23 protein-coding genes and 1 riboswitch are annotated in these 26,330 nt (G+C 65.8%); of the genes, 6 read left to right on the forward strand and 17 right to left on the reverse strand.

Going from position 1 to position 26,330, the window contains the following annotated elements; translation table 11 throughout:
* The 11 genes from FYJ91_RS17225 to FYJ91_RS17275 all read right to left on the reverse strand — a co-directional run bounded on the left by FYJ91_RS17225 (position 1) and on the right by FYJ91_RS17275 (position 12,328).
* Positions 1 to 942, reverse strand: coding sequence for an alpha/beta hydrolase (locus FYJ91_RS17225; protein ID WP_149523553.1), 942 nt, complete (start codon positions 940 to 942; stop codon positions 1 to 3).
* A 42-nt stretch (positions 943 to 984) separates the two neighbouring features.
* On the reverse strand, positions 985 to 1,464 hold the full coding sequence (locus FYJ91_RS17230; RefSeq protein WP_246152699.1) for a protein tyrosine phosphatase family protein: 480 nt from the start codon (positions 1,462 to 1,464) through the stop codon (positions 985 to 987).
* Positions 1,465 to 1,484: 20 nt separating this feature from the next.
* Positions 1,485 to 1,565, reverse strand: a riboswitch (ZMP/ZTP riboswitch).
* A 34-nt stretch (positions 1,566 to 1,599) separates the two neighbouring features.
* Positions 1,600 to 1,929: a hypothetical protein gene (locus tag FYJ91_RS17235; protein WP_149523555.1), complete on the reverse strand. Its 330-nt coding sequence runs from the start codon at positions 1,927 to 1,929 to the stop codon at positions 1,600 to 1,602.
* Between the two features lie 129 nt (positions 1,930 to 2,058).
* Positions 2,059 to 3,411 carry a 30S ribosomal protein S12 methylthiotransferase RimO gene (gene rimO / locus FYJ91_RS17240; RefSeq protein ID WP_149523556.1) on the reverse strand — a complete coding sequence of 451 codons (1,353 nt, stop codon included), beginning with the start codon at positions 3,409 to 3,411 and terminating at the stop codon, positions 2,059 to 2,061.
* Between the two features lie 177 nt (positions 3,412 to 3,588).
* The gene (locus tag FYJ91_RS17245; protein ID WP_246152726.1) at positions 3,589 to 5,685 is read right to left on the reverse strand and encodes a pyrroloquinoline quinone-dependent dehydrogenase; all 2,097 of its coding nucleotides are present in this window, start codon (positions 5,683 to 5,685) and stop codon (positions 3,589 to 3,591) included.
* Between the two features lie 115 nt (positions 5,686 to 5,800).
* Positions 5,801 to 6,547, reverse strand: a complete 747-nt coding sequence (locus FYJ91_RS17250; RefSeq protein ID WP_149523558.1) for a dienelactone hydrolase family protein — start codon at positions 6,545 to 6,547, stop codon at positions 5,801 to 5,803.
* A gap of 34 nt (positions 6,548 to 6,581) precedes the next feature.
* Positions 6,582 to 7,535: a hypothetical protein gene (locus FYJ91_RS17255; protein WP_149523559.1), complete on the reverse strand. Its 954-nt coding sequence runs from the start codon at positions 7,533 to 7,535 to the stop codon at positions 6,582 to 6,584.
* 22 nt (positions 7,536 to 7,557) lie between these two features.
* Entirely contained in the window at positions 7,558 to 8,643 is a 1,086-nt protein-coding gene (locus FYJ91_RS17260; RefSeq protein WP_149523560.1) for a M23 family metallopeptidase, read from the reverse strand.
* Between the two features lie 38 nt (positions 8,644 to 8,681).
* A complete protein-coding gene (locus FYJ91_RS17265) occupies positions 8,682 to 9,641 on the reverse strand; it encodes a glycosyltransferase (RefSeq protein WP_149523561.1) in 960 nt (319 codons plus the stop codon).
* Between the two features lie 330 nt (positions 9,642 to 9,971).
* The gene (gene purB, locus FYJ91_RS17270) at positions 9,972 to 11,285 is read right to left on the reverse strand and encodes an adenylosuccinate lyase (RefSeq protein ID WP_149523562.1); all 1,314 of its coding nucleotides are present in this window, start codon (positions 11,283 to 11,285) and stop codon (positions 9,972 to 9,974) included.
* A gap of 68 nt (positions 11,286 to 11,353) precedes the next feature.
* Positions 11,354 to 12,328, reverse strand: a complete 975-nt coding sequence (locus FYJ91_RS17275) for an MBL fold metallo-hydrolase (protein ID WP_246152727.1) — start codon at positions 12,326 to 12,328, stop codon at positions 11,354 to 11,356.
* 39 nt (positions 12,329 to 12,367) lie between these two features.
* Between FYJ91_RS17275 and ligA the strand changes: the two genes are divergently transcribed.
* Both ligA and FYJ91_RS17285 read left to right on the forward strand, forming a co-directional pair.
* Positions 12,368 to 14,500: an NAD-dependent DNA ligase LigA gene (ligA, locus tag FYJ91_RS17280; protein WP_149523564.1), complete on the forward strand. Its 2,133-nt coding sequence runs from the start codon at positions 12,368 to 12,370 to the stop codon at positions 14,498 to 14,500.
* Positions 14,501 to 14,610: 110 nt separating this feature from the next.
* Positions 14,611 to 16,479, forward strand: coding sequence for a CHASE3 domain-containing protein (locus FYJ91_RS17285; protein WP_246152700.1), 1,869 nt, complete (start codon positions 14,611 to 14,613; stop codon positions 16,477 to 16,479).
* Positions 16,480 to 16,633: 154 nt separating this feature from the next.
* Here FYJ91_RS17285 and FYJ91_RS17290 read toward each other — a convergent pair whose 3' ends face one another.
* The 3 genes from FYJ91_RS17290 to FYJ91_RS17300 are packed head-to-tail and all read right to left on the reverse strand — an operon-like array spanning position 16,634 to position 19,733.
* A complete protein-coding gene (locus tag FYJ91_RS17290) occupies positions 16,634 to 17,614 on the reverse strand; it encodes a 50S ribosomal protein L11 methyltransferase (RefSeq protein ID WP_149523565.1) in 981 nt (326 codons plus the stop codon).
* Complete coding sequence (locus FYJ91_RS17295; protein ID WP_149523566.1) at positions 17,604 to 18,317, reverse strand: SDR family NAD(P)-dependent oxidoreductase; 714 nt, start codon at positions 18,315 to 18,317, stop codon at positions 17,604 to 17,606. Before FYJ91_RS17295 ends, FYJ91_RS17290 begins: the two co-directional genes overlap by 11 nt.
* A gap of 9 nt (positions 18,318 to 18,326) precedes the next feature.
* Positions 18,327 to 19,733 (reverse strand): protein adenylyltransferase SelO family protein, encoded by a 1,407-nt coding sequence (locus tag FYJ91_RS17300; RefSeq protein WP_149523567.1) that lies wholly within the window; start codon positions 19,731 to 19,733, stop codon positions 18,327 to 18,329.
* Between the two features lie 38 nt (positions 19,734 to 19,771).
* Here FYJ91_RS17300 and FYJ91_RS17305 point away from each other — a divergent pair, with 38 nt between their 5' ends.
* The 4 genes from FYJ91_RS17305 (at position 19,772) to FYJ91_RS17320 (ending at position 24,152) form a co-directional block, all read left to right on the forward strand.
* On the forward strand, positions 19,772 to 20,635 hold the full coding sequence (locus FYJ91_RS17305; protein WP_149523568.1) for an alpha/beta fold hydrolase: 864 nt from the start codon (positions 19,772 to 19,774) through the stop codon (positions 20,633 to 20,635).
* Positions 20,632 to 21,768 carry a glycosyltransferase family 4 protein gene (locus tag FYJ91_RS17310; protein ID WP_149523569.1) on the forward strand — a complete coding sequence of 379 codons (1,137 nt, stop codon included), beginning with the start codon at positions 20,632 to 20,634 and terminating at the stop codon, positions 21,766 to 21,768. The genes FYJ91_RS17305 and FYJ91_RS17310 overlap by 4 nt, the downstream gene beginning before the upstream one ends.
* Before the next feature lie 75 nt (positions 21,769 to 21,843).
* Entirely contained in the window at positions 21,844 to 23,247 is a 1,404-nt protein-coding gene (locus FYJ91_RS17315; RefSeq protein ID WP_149523570.1) for an NAD(P)H-dependent flavin oxidoreductase, read from the forward strand.
* Positions 23,248 to 23,456: 209 nt separating this feature from the next.
* On the forward strand, positions 23,457 to 24,152 hold the full coding sequence (locus FYJ91_RS17320; RefSeq protein WP_149523571.1) for a glutamine amidotransferase: 696 nt from the start codon (positions 23,457 to 23,459) through the stop codon (positions 24,150 to 24,152).
* Positions 24,153 to 24,209: 57 nt separating this feature from the next.
* Here the strand turns inward: FYJ91_RS17320 and FYJ91_RS17325 are convergent, their stop codons facing one another.
* From FYJ91_RS17325 to ndk, 3 genes are all read right to left on the reverse strand, one after another.
* A complete protein-coding gene (locus tag FYJ91_RS17325) occupies positions 24,210 to 24,503 on the reverse strand; it encodes a hypothetical protein (RefSeq protein WP_149523572.1) in 294 nt (97 codons plus the stop codon).
* 157 nt (positions 24,504 to 24,660) lie between these two features.
* The gene (locus FYJ91_RS17330; protein ID WP_149523573.1) at positions 24,661 to 25,662 is read right to left on the reverse strand and encodes a 2-hydroxyacid dehydrogenase; all 1,002 of its coding nucleotides are present in this window, start codon (positions 25,660 to 25,662) and stop codon (positions 24,661 to 24,663) included.
* Positions 25,663 to 25,809: 147 nt separating this feature from the next.
* On the reverse strand, positions 25,810 to 26,232 hold the full coding sequence (gene ndk / locus FYJ91_RS17335; RefSeq protein ID WP_149523574.1) for a nucleoside-diphosphate kinase: 423 nt from the start codon (positions 26,230 to 26,232) through the stop codon (positions 25,810 to 25,812).
* Positions 26,233 to 26,330: the final 98 nt, after the last annotated feature.

The following is a 26,330-nucleotide window of genomic DNA, read 5'->3' on the forward strand; positions in this document are numbered from 1 at the left end:
TTAGGAAGGCGCGGCCCCGCGATCAATCGCCACCTGCTCCACGAACGCATCGATCCGGCGCCACAGCTGCATGCGCGTGTCGGCAAAGTTGTGCATGTGCGCCATGTTCCCGACGCGGATGGCCGAGAGATTGCCGCTGGCGGTGAAGGTGGCGAGTTCCTCGGCGGGGGAGAGGGTGACATCGCGTTCGCCCATTCCGACAAGGACAGGGACGTCGATCGCCGCGCATAGCGGGAGCATCTTGCCCGGCTTGGTGAGGTTGAAGGCGAGGCCGGGTATGCCTGTGCTGGCCCAGGACGACGCGGTGTGGCGCACCGGCATGCCGCAGGCGAGATCGGCGGCGACCAGATCGGGCGCGGAACCTTCCCAATGGAACAGCCACGGCCAGTCGACCTGCGCGGCCAGTGCGGCGGAGATTTCGGCACCTTCGGCACCCTCCGGGATCATGGGCGGCGGAGTGCCGGGACGATCGGGCACGTTGGTGCGCAGCATGCCAGATCCGAGCACTACGATCGCATCGAAACTGCGGTGCCACGCCTGCATCGCGACGGCGATATGCCCACCCATCGACTGGCCGCAGCCGATCACGACGCCCGGTGTGATCGCGTCTGCGCGCAGATTGGCGAGCGCCTGTTTCACAGCCTGATCGCCCGCCGCCGCGACGGCTTCGAGCGTGGTCACGTCGTGGGGCGGGATGCTGCTGTCGCCCGCGCCGAGATGATCGATCGCGAGCAGCATCGTGCCGCGCGCGGCCAGATGTTCGGCCTGACTGTATCCGGGTTCGGGCAGGTCGAAGTAGCCGCGCGCATAGCCCGCGCCGGGCAGGCCGACGATCAAAGGCGCGCCGGCGGCGACCTTCGCGGGCCGATGCAGGGTCGCCGCAATCTCATAACCGCCGTCGACCGGAATGCGCATTTCGATGCGCCGATGTTCGCTCTCCATGCCCTGACTGTGGCATGGAGAGAAACCGACGCCAAATCATCTTTAGGCGGCGGGGCGTGGACCCAGATGCGATCGGCTGGCTGCCTCCGCATCGCCGATGAACGCGCCCCACACCCCACCGGGGCGCCACACCGTTTCCATCGCCGCGCGGGCTTCGGCCTCGTCCATGCCCGTCACGCCGCGGCGCCAGCGATAGAGGAAGGCGGAGACGCGGGCGTTGACGATGCAGTGAATGTGGATCTTGGCGTCGGGTGTTTCGTCCATCGCGGCGCAGAAAGCCGCGAAATGCTCGTCGGTCGGCGCGTCGAAGGGGACGGGGATGTGGGTGTAGCGCATCCCCGCCGCCGTGACGGATGCGGTCTCGTCGGGCAGCGCCTGTTCGTGCGTATGAAGTGCGAGGTTGATGACGTGGGTGACGCCGATCGCGGCGATATCGGCGATCTGCGCCTCGGTTGGCTGGCCGGAGGTGGTGATGCGATCGTCGAGGCGGCGCCAGACGGCAATGTCGGTCGGATCGGACATGAGCGGCATCCTTCTCTTGCGTTGGATGCCCAGGCGAGCGGCGTCTGACGTCCGCGCTCCCCGGTGGTGCCCCACCTTTCTCGCCAGTCACGCGGACGAGGGGAGGTTATGGAAAGTGACGCACCGTCACAAGTCTTATGATTGTGCCCGCGCCAGTTGGCTGGGCCAGACGATAGCGAAAAGAGCCGCTGTCGCGAGGATCGTCACGAATGAGGTGCTGAGCAGCATGAAGCCTTTGAGCTGATCGGCGTAGATGGGGACGAGCGATCCACTCTGCGCCAACTGGCGGCCCATATGGAAAGCAATATGTAGGAATGGCGTGGAAGCTATCAGGATGCCGATGACCGCGCCGACGATCATGCCCGTTCTCCCGCCCGCGCGCCGGCCGCTTGCGAGCGCCAGATAGGCGATTGCGATCAGCGGAAGGCCGCAAAAAGCCAGGGCGATGATCAGGAACTCGATCATAGGTGGCAGGCTAAAGCTGAAGGCTATTTATTACAATCCGTCATTGCGAGCGGAGCGAAGCAATCCATTCCGAACTGCGGAGTGGATTGCCGGGTCGCCTTCGGCTCCTCGCAATGACGAGCGAGGAGGTTAGCGGGCCTCGCTTACCGCCACACCGAACAGGTCGTGTTCGTCGGCGTCTTCGATTTCGACCGTCACGATGTCGCCCGCCTTGAGTCCCTCGGCGTCGCGCAGGTGGATTTCGCCATCGATCTCGGGCGCGTCGGCCTGGGTGCGGCCGGTGGCGCCGCCTTCGTCGTCGACCACGTCGATGATCGCGGCGACCGTGCGGCCGATCTTCGCCTGCAGCTTGGCGGCGGAGATCGCGGCGGTCTTCTCCATGATCCGGGCGTAGCGTTCTTCCTTGACCTCATCGGGCACTGCACCCGGCAGGTCGTTGGCAGGGGCGCCGGCAACGGGCTCGAAGCGGAACGCGCCGACCCGGTCGAGCTGCGCTTCGTCGAGCCAGTCGAGCAGATATTGGAAGTCCGCCTCGGTCTCGCCGGGAAAGCCGACGACGAACGACGATCGGATCGCGATGTCGGGGCAGATCGCGCGCCACGCCGCAAGCCGCTCGAGTACCTTGGCGTCGTTGGCGGGGCGCTTCATCGCGCGCAGCACCGGAGGGCTGGCATGCTGGAACGGGATGTCGAGATAGGGGAGCACCAGCCCCTCGGCCATCAGCGGGATGACCTGATCGACATGCGGGTAGGGATAGACGTAGTGGAGCCGCACCCACGGCGCGATCTGCCCCAGTTCGCGGGCGAGATCGGTCATGTGCGGCACGACCTCGCGGCCCTTCCAGGCGCGGGGCTCCTTGCGGATGTCGATGCCGTAGGCTGACGTGTCCTGGCTGATGACCAGCAATTCCTTCGTGCCGGCTGCGACCAGCTTTTCAGCTTCGCGCAGGATCGCGTCGGGGCGCCGGCTGACCAGGTCACCGCGGATCGACGGAATGATGCAGAAGCTGCAGCGGTGGTTGCAGCCCTCCGAAATCTTCAGATAGCTGTAGTGGCGCGGGGTGAGCTTCAGCCCCGCCTCATCGACGCGCTGGGGCACCAGATCGACGAAGGGCGATGGCGGCATCGGCGCCGCATCATGGACCGCGCCGACGACCTGCTCATAGGCATGCGCGCCGGTGACGGCGAGGACGTTGGGGAAGCGCGCGCGGATCCGTTCTGCTTCGTCGCCCATGCAGCCGGTGACGATGACGCGGCCATTCTCGGCAATCGCCTCACCGATCGCCTCCAGGCTTTCCTCCTTCGCGCTGTCGAGGAAGCCGCAGGTGTTGACCAGCACGACGTCCGCGCCCGCGTAATCGGGCGACAGGCCATAGCCGTCCGAGCGGAGCTTGGTGAGGATGCGTTCGCTGTCGACCAGATTCTTCGGACAGCCGAGCGAAACCATGCCGACCTTGGGCGGGAGGGGGAGTTCAATTGCCATGAGCGCGGCGCACATAGTGTGTTTTGGTGCGGATTGCGAGGCCTGTAAAAATCCTCCCCGGAACGGGGAGGGGGACCGCGAAGCGGTGGAGGGGGCTGGCGTCAGGCGGATCGCTCGTGGCGCCCCCCCTCCACCATCCTGCGGATGGTCCCCCTCCCCGTGCCGGGGAGGATCTTTTTAGTTGGGCAACTCGAACACCCACAGGGTAGCCGCATCGGTCCCGGGCAGCGGATATTGCGGGGCGATCGTCGATTTGGACTTGGTCAGCACCACGCCGCTGCTGCCGGTCGCGATCGCGACATATTGGCGGCCGTTCGCTTCGTAGGTGATCGGATAGGCGTTTGCGACGTCGGACAGGCGGACCTTCCACAATTCGGCGCCGGTCTTCGCGTCATTGGCCCTGAACCAGCGGTCGAGGTTGCTGTTGAACAGCAGGCCGCCTGCGGTCGCCAGCATCGCCGAGGTCTGCGCCGCCGCCGTGCGCTCGGTCCACGCCACCTTGCGGGTCTTGAGGTCGAGCGCGGCGATATAGCCGAACTTGAGCTTGCTGGCATCGGCATTGCCGACCGACGTATCGCCCTGTTCCGGCACGTGCGAGCGCAGCCCGTCGGTGCACGACGAATCGAGCGGGATGTAGAGCAGATGGCTCGCCGCGTCGTAGGAGGTCGCGATCCAGTTACGCGCGCCATATTCGGTCGGGCAGGTCTTGTTGACAGTGACCTTTTCGCCCCAGCGTACGGTATCCGGGCTGATCGTCTTGGCGCCCGTTACCGGATCGATCGCGGTGACGACGTTTTGCAGACCGAAGTCGTAGTTGAAGCCATATTTTCCGGTCTTGGCGTCGAGCGCTTCGAAGATCGCCTGCTTGCCTGCGGTCACGACCATGCGCTTCCCGTCGATCGTCGCGACCGTGCGTTCGAACGACCAGTCGAGATCCCACAGATCGTTGGGCAGATGCTGGAAATGCCAGATGAGCTTACCGGTATCGGGATCGATCGCGAGCGTGGTGTCGGTGTAGAGCGCGTCGTTGGTGACGCCGGGCTTGGTCGATTTCTCGCGCAGCGGATTGACGTCATAGGTCTGGCCGGTGCCGAAATAGAGCAGGTTGTTGTCGGGATCGTAGCTGCCCGGCACCCACACTGATCCGCCGCTGCGGCGCTCGACGGGCAGGTCGTTCCAGGTTTCGCCACCCGGCGTGCCGTCGCGGGCAACGGTGTTGAAGCGCCAGACCTCCTCACCCGACTTGGCGTCGAGCGCGACGATGCCCGCGCCGCCCGCCTGGCGCGCATAGCTCCCCGAAATGCCCTGAAAGATCTTGCCGCGCGCGACGATCGGCCCGGCGGTGAGCATGAAGGTCTTCTTGTAGTCGGCGACCTCCTTGTCCCACACGACCCTGCCGGTGCGCATGTCGAGCGCGATCAGGTGGCTGTCGATCGTGGGGACGAGCAGGGTCTCTCCATAGATCGCCATGCTGCGCTTCACACGGACGAGCGGATAGGCGCTCAGCAGTTCGGCGGGCACCTTGCGGCTGTGGGCCCAGAGGAGATCGCCGGTCGCGCCGTCGAACGCCTGGACCGTGCCCGGGCCGCTTTCTATGAACAGCACGCCGTCATGGACGATCGGGGTCGCCTCCATCGGGCCGGGCGCAAGCTGCCAGCTCCACGCCATGCGCAGCGACTTAACATTCGCTTTGTTGATCTTCGCCAGCGGGCTGAAGCCGTGGCTGTCATAGGTGCGGCGCCAGATCAGCCAGTCGGCGGGCGACGGGTTGCGCAGGGTCGCGTCGGTGACGGGGGTGAGCTTGGCGAGGATCGGGGGCAACGGCCCCTTGGGCATCACCGATGGCGGCATGGGTGCGGTCGGTGCTGCGGCGGCCTCGGCACTGCGGCCCTCGGTCATCACCGGGACGGTCGCGGTGCCGACTTCCTTGACGCTGCGCGGGAAGGCGGCGCCTGCGACGACATTGTTCTGCTGGTAGATATAGGCGATCAGCGCCGCAGTCTGGTTTTCGGACAGAGAATGCGGGTTGGTGGTCGGCATCGTGTCGCGGATCTTGGCGAACAGTTCACCCGCGCTCTTGCCCGACCAGTTGCGCGCGAAGGCGCCGCCCACGAGCGGCGGAGCGGCGCCGCCTGCTGCGTGGCAGGCCGCGCATTGTTCGCCATAGAGCGCCTTGCCAGCCGTCGCCTGTTCGACCGTGTAGGAGGTCGCTGCGGCGTTCAGCACCGCGGCCACCGGCAGCACAAGCGCGGCCGTCGCCGCCAGTCGAAGCATCCCCTTCACAACCTTCTCCTCGTCGGGCCTCTGGATGGGCCGTCAGGATGGGATGATGGGGGTGTGACAGGCTGTCAATCGGCGCGCTTAGTCGATTCCGGCCAGCCGGACGGGCTCACTTTATGGTCGCACCGAACAACCCGAGCAAAGCGTCCCAATGGCGTTCGGCCGCGGGCGGATCGTAGATCGGGAAATCGGCCTGGGTCCAGCCGTGGAGCGAACCTTCGTACAGCTCGCGCGTGTAATCGACCCCGGCCTCGTCGAGTGCCTCGCCCAGCCGTTCGCCCATTTCGGGGGGATAATATGGGTCCTTGTCCGCCTCGCCGATGTAGAGTCGTCCCTTCGCCTTCACCGCGAAACGATGCGGGCTGGTTTCGGCGTCGGTCGCCAGGCCACCGCCATGAAAGCTCGCCGCCGCGCCGATCCGATCGGGATAGGTGCCCGCGACCGTCAGCGAGATCGCACCGCCCATGCAATAGCCCGTCGTTCCGATCGGCCCTGCCTTCACCTCGGGCCGCGCATCGAGCGCTTTCAGGAAATATTCGGTGTCGGCGGCCGCCTTGACGTTGCCGGTCGTGCCGATCAGCGCCATCATCACCGCGCGGCTCTCATCGCTGGCGAGCAGTTCCTTCGGATCGAACGGCCCATAATCGCCCGCGCGGAAATAGAGATCGGGCAGCAGCACCGCATAGCCCGCATCGGCGAGCCGCTGCGACATCGCGAACATGTTGGGGCGAATGCCGATACCATCCATGTAGAAGATCGCGCCCGGGCATGGGCCGTTGCCACTCGACGGGGTGAACAGCCACGCGCGGCAATCGCCGTCTGGCGTTGCGATCATCAGCGGTTCGGGTGCGGCCATTCGTCATCCTCCACTTTTGTCGGGGAGGGACAGATCATCCGCGCGCGATTGCCGTCAAGCCCTCCAGGCAAAGTTCTCGCACGGCCGGACCGTCGATCCGCGCCAGCGCGGCCGGTGAGTAGCGGCCTGTGAGGCGGCGAGCGATCAGGAGGCCGAGCAGATAGCCGATCCGCGCCGGTTCCGGCCCTTCATGGCCCGCACCGAAGAAGCGATCCTCATCCTTCTCGCTCACCGCGTCGATGCGGTCGATCATCACCTGCGCGGCGCGGCGGATGGTGTCAGGCGCGGCAGCGGCGAGCGCGGCGTCGTTGAGCAGCACTGCGAGCGAATTGGCCTGCGGGTTGAGCAACTCGCTCACCCGGGTCGCTGTGCCCTCCATCCACAAGGTGATGAACAGGGGCGGGCGGCTCTTGAGCGCGAGGGCCGGGTTCACCTGCCCCTGATAGAGATGGTAGGATTCGTGATCGAGCAGAACGGCGAGATCGGCCTGCGCGCCGTGATATTGGACGATGCCGTCGAGGCCGATGAACAATGGCAGCACGCCCTTGTTCGGTTCCAGATGCGCGTCGAAATCGCCCAGCGACAGCATCAGGTAGATCGGCGCGGTGCTGACCCGGAAATCGGGGAAGACCTTGTCGAAATGCGCAGCATGACGGGCCCACGCGGCAGGGAAGCGCGCGTGAAGGCGGCGGACGTCTTCGGCGATCCCATCGAAATCGGACAGCCAGGAATCGATTCGAAGCTTGCTGACTGTGATCCCGGCCCCGCTGTAGAGCTTCTTTTCGGGCAGGAAGTAGCCGGCGCGCAACTCACCGACGCGGTCCTCATTCTGGCGGGTATAGTCGTACACCGGCCAGAACGGGGCCAGGCGATCGGTCAGGCCACCACTGGCCAGATCGCCTGCCGCCGCGATCAGCGGCAGGCCGATCGGGGATGCGGCGATCAGGCGCAGCGCGGCGCGACGGTCGAGAACAGGCAAGGATGGCACCAGATATCAGCTCCGCCGGATATCAGCTCCGGCCCGGCAGAACGCTCAGCGGATTGACAGGTTTCCGGCCATTGCGGACTTCGAAGTGCAATTGCGGCTCACCCGTATAGGGGCTGGCGCCCGATCGCGCGATCATCTGTCCGCGCACGACCTTCTGTCCGCGCGTCACCGTGATGGTGGCGGCATAGCCATAAGCCGATAGCCAGCCGTCGCCATGTCGGATCAGGATCAGCGTGCCATAGGCCGGAATATCCTGCCCGACATAGGCGACCACGCCATCGGCGGCGGCGGCGACTGCGCTGCCTGCCGGCGTGCCGATGTTGACGCCGTCATTCTGCTGCCCGTCGCCGATCCGGCCGAAGCTGCGCAGGATGGGGCCGCGCACGGGCCAGTCGAACCGGCCCGCAAAGGTGGTCGGCTCGGCGACCGCCACCGTCGGTGCGACCCGTTTGGGCGTCGGGGCGGGGGGCTTGGCCTTCTCGCGCACGGCCAGTGCGGGTTCAGACCCGGTGATCAGATCCTCGATGTCGAGCCGGAAGGCGTCGGCGCGATCCTGCGGGCTCATCCGCGCCACTTCGCCGCTGCTCGGCAAAACAAGGCGCATGCCTTCGCGCAGGACATAGGGTTCTTCGAGGTCGTTGAGCTGCGCGATCCGCGCCCATTCGACGCCATAAGCGCGCGAGATCGCGATGCCGGTCTCGCCCTTGCCGACGCGATGATAGCGTCCGCCGGGGATTTTTAGCTTCTGCCCGGCAAGGATCTTGAAAGGCGGCGCGATATTGTTGGCGCGCGCGATCGCCTCGGATGCCGCGCCTGTGGTGTCGGAAATGCGGCGCAGATTGTCGCCCGGCTTCACCAGATAGGTCTGGTCGGCGACGTTGGTGGCATTGGCGACGACCTTCTTCACCTGCCATGCGGGCGGTGGGCTGGGCGGCGTGCCTTCGGACGTGGGCGGCGGGGGAGGCGGCGGCGTCGGTTCGACCACCGGCACCTGGATCTCGGCCGGGGGGCGGGTGACGGGCGCGCGACCGCGCTGCTGGCCGGGGATGCACGCTGTCACCAACAAGGCGGTCAGCGGCAGGAGCGGGCTAAGTGTCCGGGCTGGCATGCGCCGACCTTAGGCGGTGAGATTCCCTGGCGCTACCCTCAAAGCCCGCCATAGCGCCACATGTCGCGCCACAGGCCGGATTGGGTGCGGCGCGGACGGCCGCGCAGGATCGCCCAGAGGTTGCCGATCGGCCAGCCGATCAGCCACAGCGCATTGGCGCGGGCGAGGCCGCTCTTTCCGTAGCGGCCGCTATAAAAACGTGCGCGCGATGCGAACCAGTAACGCGGGCGGCGGCCGATGCCGGTGGCGGCGCCGGTGATGCCGGTCGCCTGCCCACCGATATGGACGACGCGCGATGCGGGATCGTGCCACACCTCGAACCCCGCATCGTCGGCACGCGCGCAATAGTCCACCTCTTCGAAATAGAGGAAATAGCCTTCGTCCATCGGGCCGATCGCGTCGATCACCGCGCCGCGGATCGCCATATGCGATCCTTCGACCCAATCGACGCGGATAGGTTCGTCGGGGATCGGGATCGCGACCTCACGGTGGGCGAGCGCGCGGGTCAGCGGGCCGAAATGGAGCGCGGCGAGCAGTTCGCCGGTCGGCGAGGGGAAATTGAAGGCGGAATAATTCGCGCTGCCATTGGGCGACAGAACCCGCCCGCCGACGATCCCGGCTTTTGGGTGCGCATCGAGGAAGCGGACGAGCGCGCCCAGCGCGTCAGGTTCGGCCACCGTATCGGGGTTGAGCAGCCAGACGATGTCGGGGGTGCGGCCGTGCCGCTCGCGGAAGCGCGCGATCGCGGCGTTGTTGCCGGCGGCGAAGCCGTCGTTGACGTCGCGGTCGAGCAGTTCGGCCCAGCCTTCGGGGCCGCCCATTTCGATGATCCCGTCAGCGATCACTTCGGGCGATCCGTCGCCAGACGCATTGTCGACGATGACCGCCATGACGTCGCCGCGCATGATCGCTTCATCGGCGATCGCGCCGAGCGCCGCGACGGCGAGATCGGCGGTGCGATAGTTGACGATGCTGACCAGGATGGTGGGCGCAGGCATCGCGCCACGATGGCGGGCGGGACGGAGTGTGGCAACCTGTCGGCGGTTGCCAGGCTATCCGGGTCGAAGGACGACCCGGTGCCGGTTCAGACAGGCTTAGAGGGCGACGACGAGGCCGACCGCAACCACCTGCACCGCGATGGCGAGAAAGGCCGTCGTGGTGTTTTCGATATATTTCAACATGGTATGCTCCTGCTTTTGGGGCTCGTTGGCCCGATGACGTCCCCACGACGTCGCAGAAGCGTTTACTCTACTAAAACGGTTGGCCGCAATTTCGCATCGGTTCGCCGCAGTTGCAATTCATGCAAGTGCTTGCGTAAAATGCAATCATCAATCGCCGAATACACGACCGAAAATTGCGTCGACATGCTTCAAATGGTAATCGAGGTCGAAACTGTCCTCCAATTGGGCGGTCGTAAGCGCCTCGTTAACCTTCGAATCGGCCTTGAGCAGTTCGAGAAGCGACAGCGCCCCGTCGCTTTCCCACACCTTCATCGCGTTGCGCTGAACCAGCGCATAGGCGTCCTCGCGGCTGACACCCGCCTGGGTGAGCGCCAGCAGCACGCGCTGCGAATGGACGAGACCGCCCATCTTGTTGAGGTTCTTCTCCATCCGCTCGGGATAGACGAGCAGCTTGTCGATCACGCCGTTGAGGCGGCCGAGCGCGAAGTCGAGCGTGATGGTCGCGTCGGGACCGATATAGCGCTCGACCGACGAGTGGCTGATGTCGCGCTCATGCCACAAAGCGACATTCTCCATCGCGGGCAGCGCATAGCCTCGCACCATGCGGGCGAGGCCGGTCAAATTCTCGGTCAGCACCGGGTTGCGCTTGTGCGGCATCGCCGACGAGCCCTTCTGGCCGGGCGAGAAATATTCTTCGGCTTCGAGGACTTCGGTGCGCTGCAGGTGGCGAACCTCGGTGGCGAGGCGTTCGATCGACGAGGCGATGACGCCCAAAGTCGCGAAGAACATCGCGTGCCGATCGCGCGGGATGACCTGGGTCGAAACCGGCTCGATCGACAGGCCCAGCTTGGCGGCGACATGCGCTTCGACGCGTGGATCGATATTGGCGAATGTGCCGACCGCCCCCGAAATCGCGCAGGTCGCGATGTCCTTGCGCGCCGCGACCAGCCGCTCGCGGTTGCGCGCGAACTCGGCATAAGCCTGCGCCATCTTCAGGCCGAAGGTGACGGGTTCGGCGTGGATGCCGTGGCTGCGGCCGATCGTGGGCGTCAATTTATGTTCGTAGGCGCGGCGCTTGATCGTCTCGAGCAAGGTGTCGAGATCGGCGATCAGCATGTCGGCGGCCTGCGAAAGCTGGACGGCCAGGCAGGTGTCGAGAACGTCGGACGACGTCATCCCCTGGTGCATGAAGCGGGCTTCGTCACCCACCTGTTCGGCGACCCAGGTCAGGAAGGCGATCACGTCATGCTTGGTGACGGCCTCGATCGCGTCGATCGCGGCGACGTCGATCGCGGGCTTGGTGGCCCACCATTTCCAGAGCGCGGCGGCGGCTTCCTTGGGGACGACGCCCAGATCGGCGAGCGCGTCGGTCGCGTGCGCCTCGATCTCGAACCAGATGCGGAAGCGGTTTTCGGGCTCCCAGATCGCAACCATCGGCGCGCGTGCGTAACGGGGGATCATGGTGGCTCGACTCCTGCTGTGCCCGGGATGCCGGCGCGCCTAGCAGAGCGATCCGGTGCGGACAACGATCAGAAGTCGGCGGACTTGCTGTCGAGTTCGCGCAAGTCGTCGATCGAGGGCGCGGGGAGGAGACGGACGGTGTCGCCGATCTCGACGATTTCGCGGTCGTGCCCCATCGCCAGCGGGCCCGCATAGCCGGCGGCGCGGACGCGGGCGAGGACGGTCTCGTCACCCGTCGTGCCGGGCAACTCCTTCTTCACGATGTGCGAGAAGATGGCGAGCTTTGGCTTTGATCCTGCGAACAATTTTGCAGCCTGTTCGGGCGTCGTCAGCTTGGCGAGGACGCCCTGCATCTCGGGCATGGCCGACAGGCGCGGGGAGAAGGCGATGACGTTCTGAACGATCAGGTCGGCGCCTTTCGCGGCGGCATCAAGCATGGGTGTCGCGGTGGTGTCGCCCGACAGCACGGCGGCGTGGCCCGCGCGCTCGATCCTGTATCCGAACGCCGGATCGCCATCGGCATGCGCCACGGCAAAGGCGGTGACGGTCACACCGCCCTGCGCATAGACGCGGCCGGGTGCGACTTCGTGCACCGTCACCTCGATCGCGCTTGCGGGGTTGAAGGCGTTGACGCGGTGGGCGACGTCATGCCCGTACATCGCGCGCATCCCCGCGATCATTGCGGCGGTGCCGGGTGGACCCCAGACCTCCAGCGGCGCGGTGCGGCCCAGCAGGAACCACGGCGTCATCCACAGATCGGGCAGGCCGGCGATATGATCCGAATGGAGGTGCGTCAGGAAGATCCGCGTCACCCGCTTGGGATTGATCCGCTGGCGATAGATCTGATCGAGCACGCCGCGCCCCGCATCGAACAGCAGCAGATCGTCCGGCACTTCGATGAGCGTCGCATAGCCCGCACGATCGGCCGTCATTTCCGGTCCGCCAGTGCCCAGCAGATGGATGCGCATCGCAGGTTCTGCGGCCAGAGCAGGGGCTGCCGTCAACGCGAATATCGCCGCGACCAGCAATGACATCCGCTTCATCGCTTCCACCCGCTCCCCCCTTTGCGCTAGTCCACGCGCATGACTGCCCCCGACAAGCTCAGCGAGGCCGAAGCCTCCGATCGTCTCGCCTTTCTTGCCGCCGAGATCGCGCGGCACAATGCGCTTTATCATACCGATGACACGCCCGAGATTTCGGACGCCGACTATGACGCGCTGATGCGCGAGAATAATGCGATCGAGGCGGGCTTTCCCGAACTGGTGCGGGAAGATTCGCCGTCGAAGGTGGTGGGCGCGGCGCCGGCGGGCAACTTGACCAAGGTTGCGCATGCGCAGCGCATGTACAGCCTCGACAACGCCTTTGCCGATGAGGACGTGACCGAGTTCGTCGATCGCGTGCGGCGTTACCTGAAGCTTGCTGAGGACGAGGTGGTGGCGCTCACCGCCGAGCCGAAGATCGACGGCCTGTCCTGCTCGCTGCGCTACGAACAGGGCGTGCTGGTGCTGGCCGCGACGCGCGGGGACGGATCGGTCGGCGAGGACGTGACCGCCAATGTACGAACGATCGACGATATTCCCGATCGGCTGACAGGCGCGGCCCCCGCCGTTTTCGAGATTCGCGGTGAGGTCTATATGGCGAAGGACGATTTCGCCGCGCTCAACGCCCGCCTTCTCGACGAGGCCGAAGACCCGGCCAAGGCGCGGCAGTTCGCCAATCCGCGCAACGCCGCCGCCGGATCGCTGCGCCAGAAGGATCCGGGCGTCACGGCATCGCGCCCGCTGCGTTTCCTCGCCCACGGATGGGGTGAAGCGTCCGATCTGCCCGCCGACACGCAGAAGGGCGTGATGGACGCCATCGCGGCATGGGGCCTGCCCGTGTCGGACGATCTCGTCCGCGTCGAGGGCGCGGCGCCCGCGCTCGCCCATTATCGCGGGATCGAGGCGCGGCGCGCGGACCTGCCGTTCGATATCGACGGGGTGGTGTACAAGGTCGATCGGCTCGATTGGCAGAAGCGCCTCGGCTTCGTCGCGAAGGCGCCGCGCTGGGCGATCGCGCATAAATTTCCGGCTGAAAAGGCGCAGACGACGCTGGAGGCGATCGACATCCAGGTCGGGCGGACCGGCAAGCTCACGCCCGTAGGGCGGCTGGTGCCGGTGACGGTGGGCGGCGTGGTCGTTTCCAACGTCACGCTCCACAATGCCGACGAGATCGCACGGCTGGGCGTGCGCCCGGGGGATCGGATCGTCGTGCAGCGCGCGGGTGACGTGATCCCGCAGGTCGTCGAGAATTTGACCCGCGATGAGGAGCTCCCCGCCTTTATCTATCCCGATCACTGCCCGGTCTGCGGATCGGAGGCGGTGCGCGAGGAGGGCGAGGTCGACATCCGCTGCACCGGCGGGCTGATCTGCGCGGCGCAGCGTTTCGAACGGCTGCGCCATTTCGTCAGCCGCGGCGCGCTCGACATTGCGGGGTTGGGCGACAAGACGATCGAGGAGTTTCTGGAGCTGGGCTGGATCAAGGAGCCGGCCGACATCTTCCGCCTCGCCGCGCATCGCGACGAACTGCTGACGCGCGAGGGCTGGAAGGAGAAATCGGTCGAAAACCTGCTCGCCGCGATCGAAGCCAAGCGGGCACCCGATGCCGCGCGGTTGCTGTTCGGGCTGGGCATCCGCCATGTCGGGGCGGTGACGGCGCGCGACATGCTCAAGCGGTACACGACCTTGCCCGCGATCCGCGCGCTGGGCGCGGACATCATTGCCTTGCGCGAGGCGACTCCGCAGGCTCTGGCCGAGGAGGATGGCCGCTATCGCAACCGGCTGGACAAGGCCGTCGCCGAAGTGATCGGGGTCGAGAATGTCGGTGCGGCCGTCGGCCACGCGCTCGCCGACTTTTTCCACGAACCGCACAATGTCGAGGCGTGGGACGATCTGCTGCGCGAAGTCTCGCCTCCCGACTTCATCGTCGAGACGCAGGAATCGGCGGTTTCGGGCAAGACCGTCGTGTTTACCGGCAGCCTCGAAACCATGTCGCGCGACGAGGCGAAGGCGCAGGCCGAAGCGCTGGGCGCCAAGTCGGCCGGATCGGTTTCGAAGAAAACCGACCTTGTCGTTGCAGGGCCAGGCGCGGGGTCGAAACTCAAGCAGGCCGAAGCACTCGGCATACGTGTCATCAGCGAAGCCGAGTGGGCACAAATCGTTTCGGATGCGGGTTGAAATCGCAAAGCTTTGCGAAAAGTTTTTGCGACGCGATAGCCGCAGTGCGGCGATTAGCGGTGGAATGCGCGCGTTGGATCGGTCATGAAACGTTAATGCGCGCAAGCATCGTGACACGTAGGACGCCTCTGCTGGCGATCGCTGGGCTGGTCGTCGCCGTTCTGGCGGCCCTCGGTGCGTTCATGCTCGTCATGGCGCAAGCGCGGGCCAGCGACTGGGTGCAGCATTCGCTCGACATCCAGGTGAAGCTCAATCGCCTCAGCGAAACGGTGCGTCAGGCGGAGTCCGATACGCGCGGCTTCCTGCTGACCGGCCAGGCGCGTTTCTACGACAATATGGAAAGCGCGATCCGCGCTGCGCCGCCTGCGCTCGATGCCATCGCGAAGGAAGTCGCCGACAATCCCGTGCAGGCGGACCATATGGTCGCATTGCGCAAGCTTCTCGACGAACGCTTTGCATCGCTGCACGAAACCGCCGATCATTTTGCGCGGACGCAGCAGATCCTGCACAGCGATCCCAAGAGCAGAAGCTACGGCCCCGAACAGATGCGCCGCGTGACCGATATGATTGGCGCGATGCTGGTCGAGGAGGAACGGCTGCAGGCCGAGCGTCGCATCGCGACCGACCGGTTGATCTTCGCGCTGGGATTAAGCCTGGCGCTCACCGTGCTGCTGGTGGTCGGTGTGGCAGCAGTGGTTTTGCGTGATGCGCGGCGGCGTGAGGCGGATCTGACCCGGATGCGCGACACGGCGATCGCGGCCAGCGAAGGGCTGCGCGAACAGATGATCGCGCGCGAGGCGGCCGAGTCGCAGACCCGCCAACTGCAGAAGATGGAATCGATCGGCCAATTGACCGGCGGTATCGCGCATGATTTCAACAATATGCTGGCCATCGTTATCGGCAGTCTCGATCTGGCCAAGCGCAAGATCGGTGGCGATCCAGAGACGCTCGCGCGCTATATCGGCAACGCGTCCGAAGGGGCCGAGCGCGCAGCATCGCTGACCGCGCGGTTGCTCGCCTTCTCGCGGCAGCAGCCGCTCGCCCCGATCACGATCGACGTAAACAAGCTCGTTCAGGGCATGTCCGAATTGCTGCGCCGCACGATGGGCGAGCAATATATGGTCGAGACCGTCCTGGCCGGTGGGCTGTGGCGCGCCTTCGCCGATCCGGGGCAGTTGGAGAATTCGGTCCTCAACCTGGCGGTCAATGCGCGCGATGCGATGGCCGATGGCGGGCATGTCACGATCGAGACCGCCAACGCCTATCTCGACGACGAATATGCGCGGCAGCATGTCGAGGTGAATCCCGGCCAATATGTGATGATCAGCGTCAGTGACACCGGCACCGGCATGACGCCAGACGTGATCGCGAAGGCGTTCGACCCCTTCTTCACCACCAAGGCGGTCGGCAAGGGGACGGGGCTGGGCCTCAGCCAGATCTTCGGCTTCACCAAACAGACCGGTGGCCATTGCGCGATCTATTCGGAGCCCGGGCAGGGCACCACCGTCAAGCTCTACATGCCGCGCCACATGGGCGAGCCGACGATGACGAGCAACACGCTCGTCCCCGAAAGCGAATTGCCGCAGGGCAAGGCGGGCGAGGTCGTGCTGGTGGTCGAGGATGAGCAGCGCGTGCGCCACTTCTCGGTCGATGCGCTGCGCGAGCTTGGCTATATCGTGATCTCCGCCGCAAGCGGCAGCGAGGCGCTGGTGGCGCTGCGCGAACAGCCGCAGATCACGATGCTGTTCACCGATATCGTCATGCCCGAAATGAACGGCCGCAAGCTGGCCGACGCCGCATTGGCGCTGCGCCCCGATCTCAGGGTGCTGTTCACCACCGGCTATACCCGCAACGCCGTGGTCCATAACGGCATGCTCGACGCGGGCGTCGCCTTCCTGCCCAAGCCATTCACGGTCAGCCAGCTCGCGACGAAGGTGCGCGAGGTGATGGACGGCGGCGGGGCGAATAGGCCGGCTTAAGGCGCGCGCTTCGCAGGTATCTCGTCATTGCGAGCGTAGCGAAGCAATCCAGGCCCACACTGGAGTGAGTAGCGCGCCTCTCTCGTGCGGGCCTGGATTGCCGCGTCGCCTTTGGCTCCTCGCAATGACGAGGTATTTGGGGTGAGGTGAGCGCTTAGCGCCGCCGTTTGGCCATGCGCAGGATGCGCCAGTCGCCGCGCAGGATGCTGTCGGTGAGGTAGAGCCCCTCGCGCCGATAGGCATTCGCCACCGCATCGGCCTGCGTGTCGAGCAGCCCGGCAAGGACCAACGTTCCACCCGGCAGCAACGCATCGGCGAAGACCGGCGCGAGCTCGATCAGCGGCCCGGCGAGGATGTTGGCGATCAACAGGTCGTAGGGCGCGCGATCGCGCAGGCGGCGATCGGACAGGCCGGGGGCGACGACCAGTTCGACCTGTCCGCGCGATCGGCCGACGGGCACTCCGTTCACCACGGCATTTTCGGCCGTGACCTCGATCGAGACCGGATCGATATCCGATGCGATGACCTTCGCCGCCGGCCACAAGGCGCGCGCCGCGAAGGCGAGCAGGCCGGTGCCGGTGCCGACGTCGACGATATCGTCGAAGCGCCGGCCCGACGTGCGCAACCGATCGAGCATTTCGAGGCAGCCGGTGGTCGTTTCATGGTGCCCGGTGCCGAAGGCGCGACCCGCGTCGATCACGAAGCCGGTCATGCCCTTGGGGGCGCTCTCGGCATTGTGCGGTGTGTGGACGAAGAAGCGTCCGGCGCGGATCGGTTCGAGGCCCGCCTGGCTGAGCGTCACCCAGTCATCTTCGGGGATATGCGTGACCAACGGCTTCACGGTCGCGCTGGGGGCGAGCGCGGCGACGATGGCGATCAGCGCCTTGGAGGGCTTGTCTTCGACATAGGCATCGAGCTGCCACGCGTCGGGCTGGTCCGGATCGGGCTCGCTGGTCATCAGCGTCGGCTGCGGATCGAGGGCGTCGATTTCGGTCAGGTCGCCTTCGGCGATCCGCTCGGCCTCGGCCTTGCTGCACGGCAGGCTGATCTTCCAGCTGCCGGTACGCGATGCGTCGAACGGGAAGCCGGTGACGCCGTCGCCTTTCGGCTCGTTTCCGCGACGCTTAGCGGACATAGCTGGCTCCATTCACGTCGAGCACCGCGCCGGTCATCGATGCCGGTGCCTGGAGCGCGGCGAAGCGGGCGATCTCGGCCACTTCCGCCGGATCGGCGACACGGCCCAGCGGGATGTCGGCGAGCAATTTGTCGCCGCCGCGGCTCTCCAGATAATCGTCGGCCATGCCCGTCATCGTGAAGCCGGGGCAGATCGCAAAGGCGAGGATGTTGTCGCGGGCATAGCCGCGCGCGATCGTCTTGGTCATCGCGACCATGCCGCCCTTCGACGCGGCATAATGCCAGTGCGCGGGGCTGTCGCCCCGATAGGCGGCGCGGCTCGCGACGTTGACGATGCGGCCCCCATCGTTGCGCTGAAAGTGCAGGACGGCGCGGCGGCACAGTTCGGCCGATGCCGTCAGGTTGATCTGCATCGTGCGCGCCCACGCATCCGACCAGGCGGTGTCGGGGGCTTCGAGGGCTGCGGCTTCGAATACGCCGGCATTGTTGATCAGCACGTCGATCCGTCCGTCGAGGCGATCGAGCGCGGCCTGCCACAGCCGGGCAGGCGCGTCGGCCTGCGACAAATCGGCGACGAGAGCGTCATCGCCCTCCGCCGCCGACGAACGATGGCCGACGACGCGGACGTCGTCGCAATCGAGCCGCTCGACGATCGCGCGGCCGATGCCCCGGCTGCTGCCGGTTACAAGGATGTTGATGGTCATCCGGTCGCCCTAGTGGCTGGCGTCGGCGTCGGCAACTCGGTGCGCCGCGCCCATGCGGCGGACTGCCTCGACCTTGGCGTGTAGCGGGGCCCAATCGTCACGCGTATCGATCGCCGACCAGATCGCCTCGACCTCGTCGATCAGCATCGAACAGGGTTCGGCGTCGGACCAATAGGGATGGTCTATCGAAACCGAACTTTGATAGGCGGCCGCTATCTCGCGAAACGCCTTGAAGGCATCGTCATCATAAAGGTCGCTCGGCGCGCGCAGGCGGCCGCCGCGCCAGTCGAAGAAGAATCGATCGGTACCGACCTTCGTTGCCTGTAGCGCCTCGTCCATCGCCTGCAGCAGCGCGAGATCGCTCTCCTCACCGCGCGGTGCGATGCCCAGTCGTCCACAGATCGCTTCCGCGACCGCCGCCTCGTACAGCGCGGGCCAGCGATCGAGCGCGGGGGCGAGTTCTTCGGGTTCGGCGATGTGGCGCAGCGACAAGGCAAGCTGGACGACGTCCCAATGGATCGCCTGCGCCTGCCGCCCGAAGGCGTAGAGGCCGTTATTGTCGAAATAAGCAGCGACGAAACCGGGCGTCCATTGCGGGGTGAAGCGCCATGGGCCGTAGTCGAAGCTCTCGCCGGTGACGTTGATATTGTCGCTGTTGAGCACGCCGTGGACGAAGCCCGCCGCCATATAGCTTGCGGCGAGCCGTGCGGTGCGTTCGCATACCAGCTCCAGGAAACGGCCTGCGCCGGCATCGGCCGGCTCATCGAACAGGTTCGCGAGGCAGTAAGCGGTCAGCAGGCGCATCGTTTCGGCATCGTCGATCGTCGCGAGCCGCTGGAAGCTGCCGATGCGGATATGGCTGTGGCTCAGGCGCACGAGGACCGCGGCGCGGGTGGGGGAGGGCTCGTCATGGCGCTCGAGCGCTTCGCCGGTCTCGATCACCGAAAAGGTCTTGGAGGTTTTAACGCCCAGCGCTTCGAGCATCTCGGTCGCCAATATTTCGCGCATCCCGCCTTTCAAGGTCAGGCGGCCGTCACCGAACCGGCTGTACGGCGTCTGGCCCGATCCCTTGGTGCCCAGATCGAGCAGCCGATCGGCGCCATCGCGCAGCTGCGCGAACAGGAAGCCGCGCCCATCCCCGATATCGGGATTGTACGCGCGGAACTGATGCCCGTGATAGCGCAGCGCGAGCGGCTGGGGCAGGTTGCCGGGCAGTGGCTGGAACCGGCCGAAATGCGCGAGCCATTGTTCGTCATCGAGCGCGTCGAGGCCGACCGAACTGTCCCACCGGCTATTGCGGAAGCGCAGGACCGTCTCCGGAAAATCGGCGGCGGCGACGGGATCGGACAGTCGCCCTTCGAGTTCCTCGATCCTGGGATCGGGACGGTAGGCGGCGGGTTGCGGGATGGCAGGCATGCGGCGATATGGGGGCGGCAACGGGAAGGGCGCAAGGCATGGCGGATTGGGAAGACGGATATTGGTGGTCGGCCGACGGCCTGCGCCTCCATTATCGCGATTATCCCGGCACCGGCCTACCGATCATCTGCATCCCGGGCCTGACCCGCAATGCGCGCGATTTCGCCGAGGTGGCGGATCGGCTGAAGGGTCGGCATCGCCTGATCCTGGTCGAACTGCGCGGGCGCGGCGAAAGCGCCTATGCCAAGGATCCGATGAGCTACGTTCCGCTCACCTATCTGCAGGACGTCCAGCTGCTGATCGACGAATTGAAGCTCGATCGCCTCATCATGTTCGGGACGTCGCTGGGCGGGCTGATCCTGTCGTTGCTGGCGACGAGCAATGTCGGGCGACTGGCGGGCGCGCTGATCAACGATGTCGGGCCGGTGATCGATCCGGCGGGGCTGGCGCGGATCCGATCCTATGTCGGCAAGTCGGTCAGCTATCCCACCTGGCTCCATGCGGCGCGTGGGATCGCGGAAACGCAGGCGAGCAATTTCCCCGGCAACGGCCTGCACGACTGGCTGGCGATGGCGAAGCGGCTGTGTCGCCTGACGCCCGCAGGCCGGATCGTGTTCGATTACGACATGGCGATCGCCGAACCCTTCCGCGCGCCGGGCGGGGCCGAGCCGGGGGTGGACATGTGGCCGGTCCTCAACGCGCTGAAGGACATTCCGACCTTGCTGGTGCGTGGCGGCCTGTCCGATCTGCTCAAGCCCGAGACGGCGGCGCGGATGCTGGAAACGCTGCCGCAGATGGAGGAGGTCGTGATCGCGCGGGTCGGCCATACGCCGAGCCTGTCCGAGCCGCCGTCGATCGCCGGGATCGATCGATTGCTGGCACGGATCGCGGCCGCCGGATGAAGCGGCCCGCGCGTATCCTTCACGCCCATTCGACCTTTGCGCTGGGCGGCAAGGAAGCGCGTGCGGTGCGCCTGATGAATGCCTTCGGCGAGGACGTGACCCATGTCGTGCTGACGGCGGTGCCGGGCGCGCTGGGTGCACGCGGTGCGATCGATCGAGGCATTGCGGTGGAATTTCCTGGCGACGAGGGCGCGCCGCCGCTCCATGGGAAGCCGTCGCCAGGGCGTTACCTGCAGCTCGCGCGCTACATGGCTGGGTTCGATCTGGTCCTGACCTACAATTGGGGTGCGATGGACGCGGTGGGCGCGCGGCGGATGTGGGCGCCCTTCATGAAGCTTCCGGCGCTGATCCATGCCGAGGACGGCTTCAACCAGGACGAGGTCGTCCGCCAGAACCCCAAGCGCGTGGCGTTCCGTCGCCTGATGCTGCCGACCGCCGAAAAGCTGGTCGTGCCCTCGCAGCGGTTGGAGACGATCGCGCGCGACGTGTGGAAGCAGCCGTCGTCGCGTGTCCTGCGCATCCCCAACGGGATTCGCCTGCCGAGCGAGGCGGAGATCGCCGCGCCGCTGCCGATCCCCGGCCTCGATCGCGGCCGGCCGGGCGTGGTGATCGGCACGATCGCGGGCCTTCGTGCCGTGAAGAATCTGCCGCGCCTTGTTCGCGTCTTCGCCGCCGGAGCGCCCGCCGATGCGCGGCTCGTGATCCTGGGGGAAGGGCCGGAGCGCGAGGCGATCATTGCCGAGGCCGCGCGGCTGGGCGTGGCGGATCGTTTGATCCTGCCGGGCTTCGTCAGCGATCCGGTACGCTATCTGGGCAATTTCGACATCTTCGCGTTGAGTTCGGACAGCGAACAGTTTCCGATCTCGCTGGTCGAGGCGATGGCGTGCGGGTTACCGGCTTTGTCCACCGACGTTGGCGATATCCGCGCGATGGCGAGCGTCGATAACGCGCCGTTCCTGTTCGGGACGGGCGACGAGGCGGGAATGGCGCAGGGGCTGGCGCGGCTGGCGGCCGATTTTGAACGCCGGTGCATGATCGGTGCGGCCAATCGGATGGTCGCATTGCACGAATTCGACGAGAAGGTGATGATCGAAAGCTATCGATCCCTATATTGGTCATTCATCGGGCGCTAAGGCGCTTCGCAGATTCCACGCGCATTTCGTGGCCAAGGCGCTTATAGGGGCGCCACATTCTGTCTGGAGGTTTCTTTGTTCAAGGGCGTGCGGCCGATCCTTTATGGTGGGCGCGAGGTTTGGCCTCTGATCGAAGGCGGCAAGGGCGTCGCTGCGACGAACCATGCAAGCTCGGGTGCCTGGGCCGCCGCGGGCGGCATCGGCACCGTGTCGGCCGTCAACGCCGACAGCTATGATCCCGACGGCAAGATCATTCCCCAGGTCTATCGCGCGCTCACGCGCCGCGACCGGCACGAGGAGCTGATCCAATATGCCATCGAGGGTGCGGTCGAACAGGTGAAGCGCGCCTTCGAAATCGCTGGCGGCCGCGGTGCGATCAACATCAACGTGCTTTGGGAAATGGGCGGCGCCCAACGCATCCTGCACGGCGTGCTGGAAAAGACGCGAGGCATGGTTGCCGGCGTCACCTGCGGTGCCGGCATGCCCTATAAGCTCAGCGAGATCGCGGCGTCCTATGGCGTCAGTTATCTGCCGATCGTGTCATCGGGGCGTGCGTTCAGCGCCCTGTGGAAGCGCGCTTATTCGAAAGCAGCCGAATGGCTGGCAGGCGTGGTTTACGAGGATCCTTGGCTGGCGGGCGGGCATAACGGCCTTTCGAACGCCGAAGATCCCAAGGTTCCACAGGATCCCTATCCGCGCGTGAAGCTGCTGCGCGAAACGATGCGCAGCGGTGGCATTTCGGATGACGTACCGATCATCATGGCGGGCGGCGTCTGGTTCCTGCGCGACTGGAACGACTGGATCGACAATCCCGAACTCGGGCAGATCGTGTTCCAGTTCGGCACCCGGCCCCTGCTGACGCAGGAAAGCCCGATCCCGCAGGGTTGGAAGGATCACCTGACGACCCTGAACCCGGGCGATGTCCTGCTTCACCGCTTCTCGCCAACGGGCTTCTATTCGTCGGCGGTCCGCAATCCTTTCCTGCGCAACCTCGAGGCGCGCTCGGAGCGCCAGATCGCTTTCTCTATGGAGGCTGCGGGCGACCACCAATATCAGCTCGATGTCGGTGTGAAGGGTAAGAATTTCTGGGTCACGCTGGGCGATCTCAACCGCGCCCGCGAATGGTATGGCCACGGCTTCACGACGGCGCTCAAGACCCCTGACAACACGTTGGTGTTCGAAACGCCGGAAGAAACCAAGATCATCCGAAAGGACCAGGCCGACTGCATGGGCTGTCTCAGCCAGTGCGGCTTCTCGTCCTGGGCGGACACGGAAGGCAACTCGACCGGCCGCCTCGCCGATCCGCGCAGCTTCTGCATCCAGAAGACGCTGCAGGATATCGCGCATGGCGGGCCGATCGACGAGAATCTGATGTTCGCGGGCCACGCGGCGTACAAGTTCAAGCAGGATCCGTTCTACTCGAACGGCTTCGTGCCGACGGTGAAGCAGCTCGTCGATCGCATCCTGACGGGGGATTGATCCTTCCTTCTTAATCCTCCCCCGCTAGGGGGAGGTGTCAGCGCAGCTGACGGAGGGGGAGGATGCCAGCCGCTGGTTGGTCGCTGACCTCCCCCTCCGTCGCCTTCGGCGCCACCTCCCCCTGGCGGGGGAGGATTGAGACGGCGACCTTTACCGCCCCCAAAAATCCCTAGCGTTGGCATCTGCGCGCGTCGCGTTACTTTGCGGCGATGAAGTCCTGTCTCGTCATTCGCCACGTCCCCTATGAAGGCGTCGCCGGTTTCCGCGCACCGATCGAAGCGGCGGGCTATGCGATCGATCGGGTCGACGTGACCGATCCCGATTTCGCCAATGTCGATTTCGACGCGCCCGACCTGGTCGTGATGATGGGCGGGCCGATGGGCGTTTACGATGTCGAGCGGCATCCGTGGATATCGTGCGAGATCACGCGGCTCGCGCGGCGCATCCTGCTCGATCGGCCGACATTGGGCGTGTGCCTCGGTTCGCAGATGATCGCGGCCGCAATGGGCTCGCGCGTCTATCCGGGGCCGGTGAAAGAGGTCGGCTTTTCCCCCATCAGCATCAACGGCGCGGGGCAGGGATCACCGCTGCGGCATATCGAAGACGTGCCTGTGCTGCACTGGCATGGCGATACGTTCGATCTGCCGAGCGGCGTCGAGTTGCTCGCATCGTCGGACAAATATGCGCATCAGGGGTTCCGGCGCGGCGACAATCTGCTCGCGCTCCAGTTCCATTCCGAAATGGGCGAGGATCCGCGCTTCGATGCGTGGCTGGAAAATGAGGACGACGTGACAGCGGCGGGGCTGACGGTGCCCGAGCTTCGCGCGCAGCATGATACGCACGGATCGACAGCGGTGGCCGCAGGCCGGCTTATGATCGCCGATTGGCTGGCGCGGCTGGCTTAGGGCCACGAAAAAGGCCGCCGGGCGAACCCGGCGGCCTTCGAAGCTGGTATCAGTCGCTTACTTGTAGCGACGACGGCCCTGCTTATCGACATAGTACTTGCGGCCATAATTGTCGCGATAGTAGCGGCGATCCTTGTGGCTCAGCGCCGTGATGGCCGCACCACCGGCCGCGCCGATCAGCGCGCCTTCGCCGGTGCCGAGGCCCGGAATCACCGCGCCTGCCACCGCACCGCCGGCACCACCAATAAGGGCACCCTTGGCAAGCTTGCCCGCGCTCTGCGCGAAAGCCGGGGCGCCGGCGCCGGCGACGGACAGCGCAACCGCCGCTGCGATCATCTTGCTGGTGTTCATGTCACGCTCCTGTCGTTGTCAATCAGTGCTCCCCGGAACGAGACTGCGACCACATGGTTCCACCGTTTATCGGGGGTTCATCCGAGGTTTATGCACTGTTCAGCCTGGGTAGGCGGGACGACATGGATTTGCGCTGAACGGAAAATGGCTCCGGCGCTCAGGCCCAGCCTTCGAGCACCTGATCGCGGGGCCGATCGCCGTCGAGCCACTGGCGGATCGCGGCGATGACGCGCTCGCCGGTCGCGGCGCGCCCTTCGAAAGTGGCCGATCCCATATGCGGCAGCAGCACGACATTATCGAGCGCGAGCAGGCGGGGATCGACGAGCGGCTCGCGTTCGAACACGTCGAGGCCCGCGCCGCCGATTTCGCCGCGTTCCAGCCGGTCGATCAGCGCCTTTTCCTCGACGATGTCGCCGCGTGCTGTGTTGATCAGGTAGCTTTGCGGCCCCAGCAGCCCGATCCGGCGTGCGTCAAGCAGATGCTCGGTCTCGGCGGTGTGGGGGCAGTGGATCGACACGATGTCGCTGCGGATCAGAAGCCGATCGAGATCGGCTTCCCACGTGGCGGCGAATTCCTGCTCGATGACGGCCGGCAGTCGGTGGCGATTGTGGTAGGAGATCGTCAGCCCGAAGGCGAGCGCGCGGCGGGCGACCGCCTGACCGATGCGGCCCATGCCGATGATACCCAGCCGCTTGCCGGTGATGCGATGGCCCAGCATCGCGCCGGGGCTCCAGCCGGACCAGTCGCCCGACCGGACCAGCTTCTCGCCCTCGGCCAGCCTGCGCGGCACCGACAGGATCAGCGCCATCGTCATGTCGGCGGTGTCTTCGGTCAGGACGCCCGGCGTGTTGGTGACGATCACGCCCGCACGGCGCGCGGCGGTAAGGTCGATATGATCGACGCCATTGCCGAAATTGGCGATGAATTGGAGGCGCCCTTTGCCCGCCGCGATCACATCGGCGTCAACCGTGTCGATCACGGTGGGGACGAGGATGTCGCAGCGCGCGGCGGCGGCGATCAGCCCGGCTTTGTCGGTGATGCCTTCGCCCTCGGCCAGCTCGACGTCGGGAAAAAGCTCGGTCAGCCGCGCCTCGGTGCCTTCGGGCAGACGGCGGGTGACGATGATCTTCGGTTTTGACGGGCGCGTGGTCGAAGTCATGCTTCGGGCTAGTCGCGGGCGGGCGGGTCCGTCAAGCGGGGTGCCGCACTCCTTTTCGTCATCCCAGCGAAAGCTGGGATCTCAGGAGAGGAGCGCGGCGCCTGAGCCTCGGTCGTCCCAGCTTTCGCCGGGACGACGAAGTTGTGATCAGCCGACGATTTCTTCGGGCTTGAAGAAATAGGCGATCTCGATGTTGGCATTGTCGAGGCTGTCCGAACCGTGGACCGAATTGGCTTCGATCGATTCGGCGAACTCCTTGCGGATCGTGCCGGCATCGGCATTGTCCGGATTGGTCGCGCCCATGACTTCGCGGTTCTTCAGGACGGCGTTCTCGCCTTCCAGGACCTGCACGACGACGGGGCCCGAGATCATGAAGCTGACCAGGTCGCCGAAGAAGGGACGCTCCTTATGGACCGCGTAGAAGCCCTCGGCCTGCTCCTTGGTCATGTGGATGCGCTTCGAAGCGACGACGCGCAGGCCGGCCTCTTCGAGCTTCGCGGTGACGGCGCCGGTCAGGTTGCGACGGGTCGCGTCGGGCTTGATGATCGAAAAGGTGCGTTCGGTCGACATGGCCGAGCGGGCTCCATTTAATAAGGGGTTGGGAAGTTGCGCGCGCCTCTAGCCGTCAATGCAACCGGAGGCAAGGCGTGGCTTGTCCGACCCCATTC

It is taken from the genome of Sphingomonas montanisoli, from assembly GCF_008274695.1.
Lineage (GTDB): Bacteria > Pseudomonadota > Alphaproteobacteria > Sphingomonadales > Sphingomonadaceae > Rhizorhabdus > Rhizorhabdus montanisoli.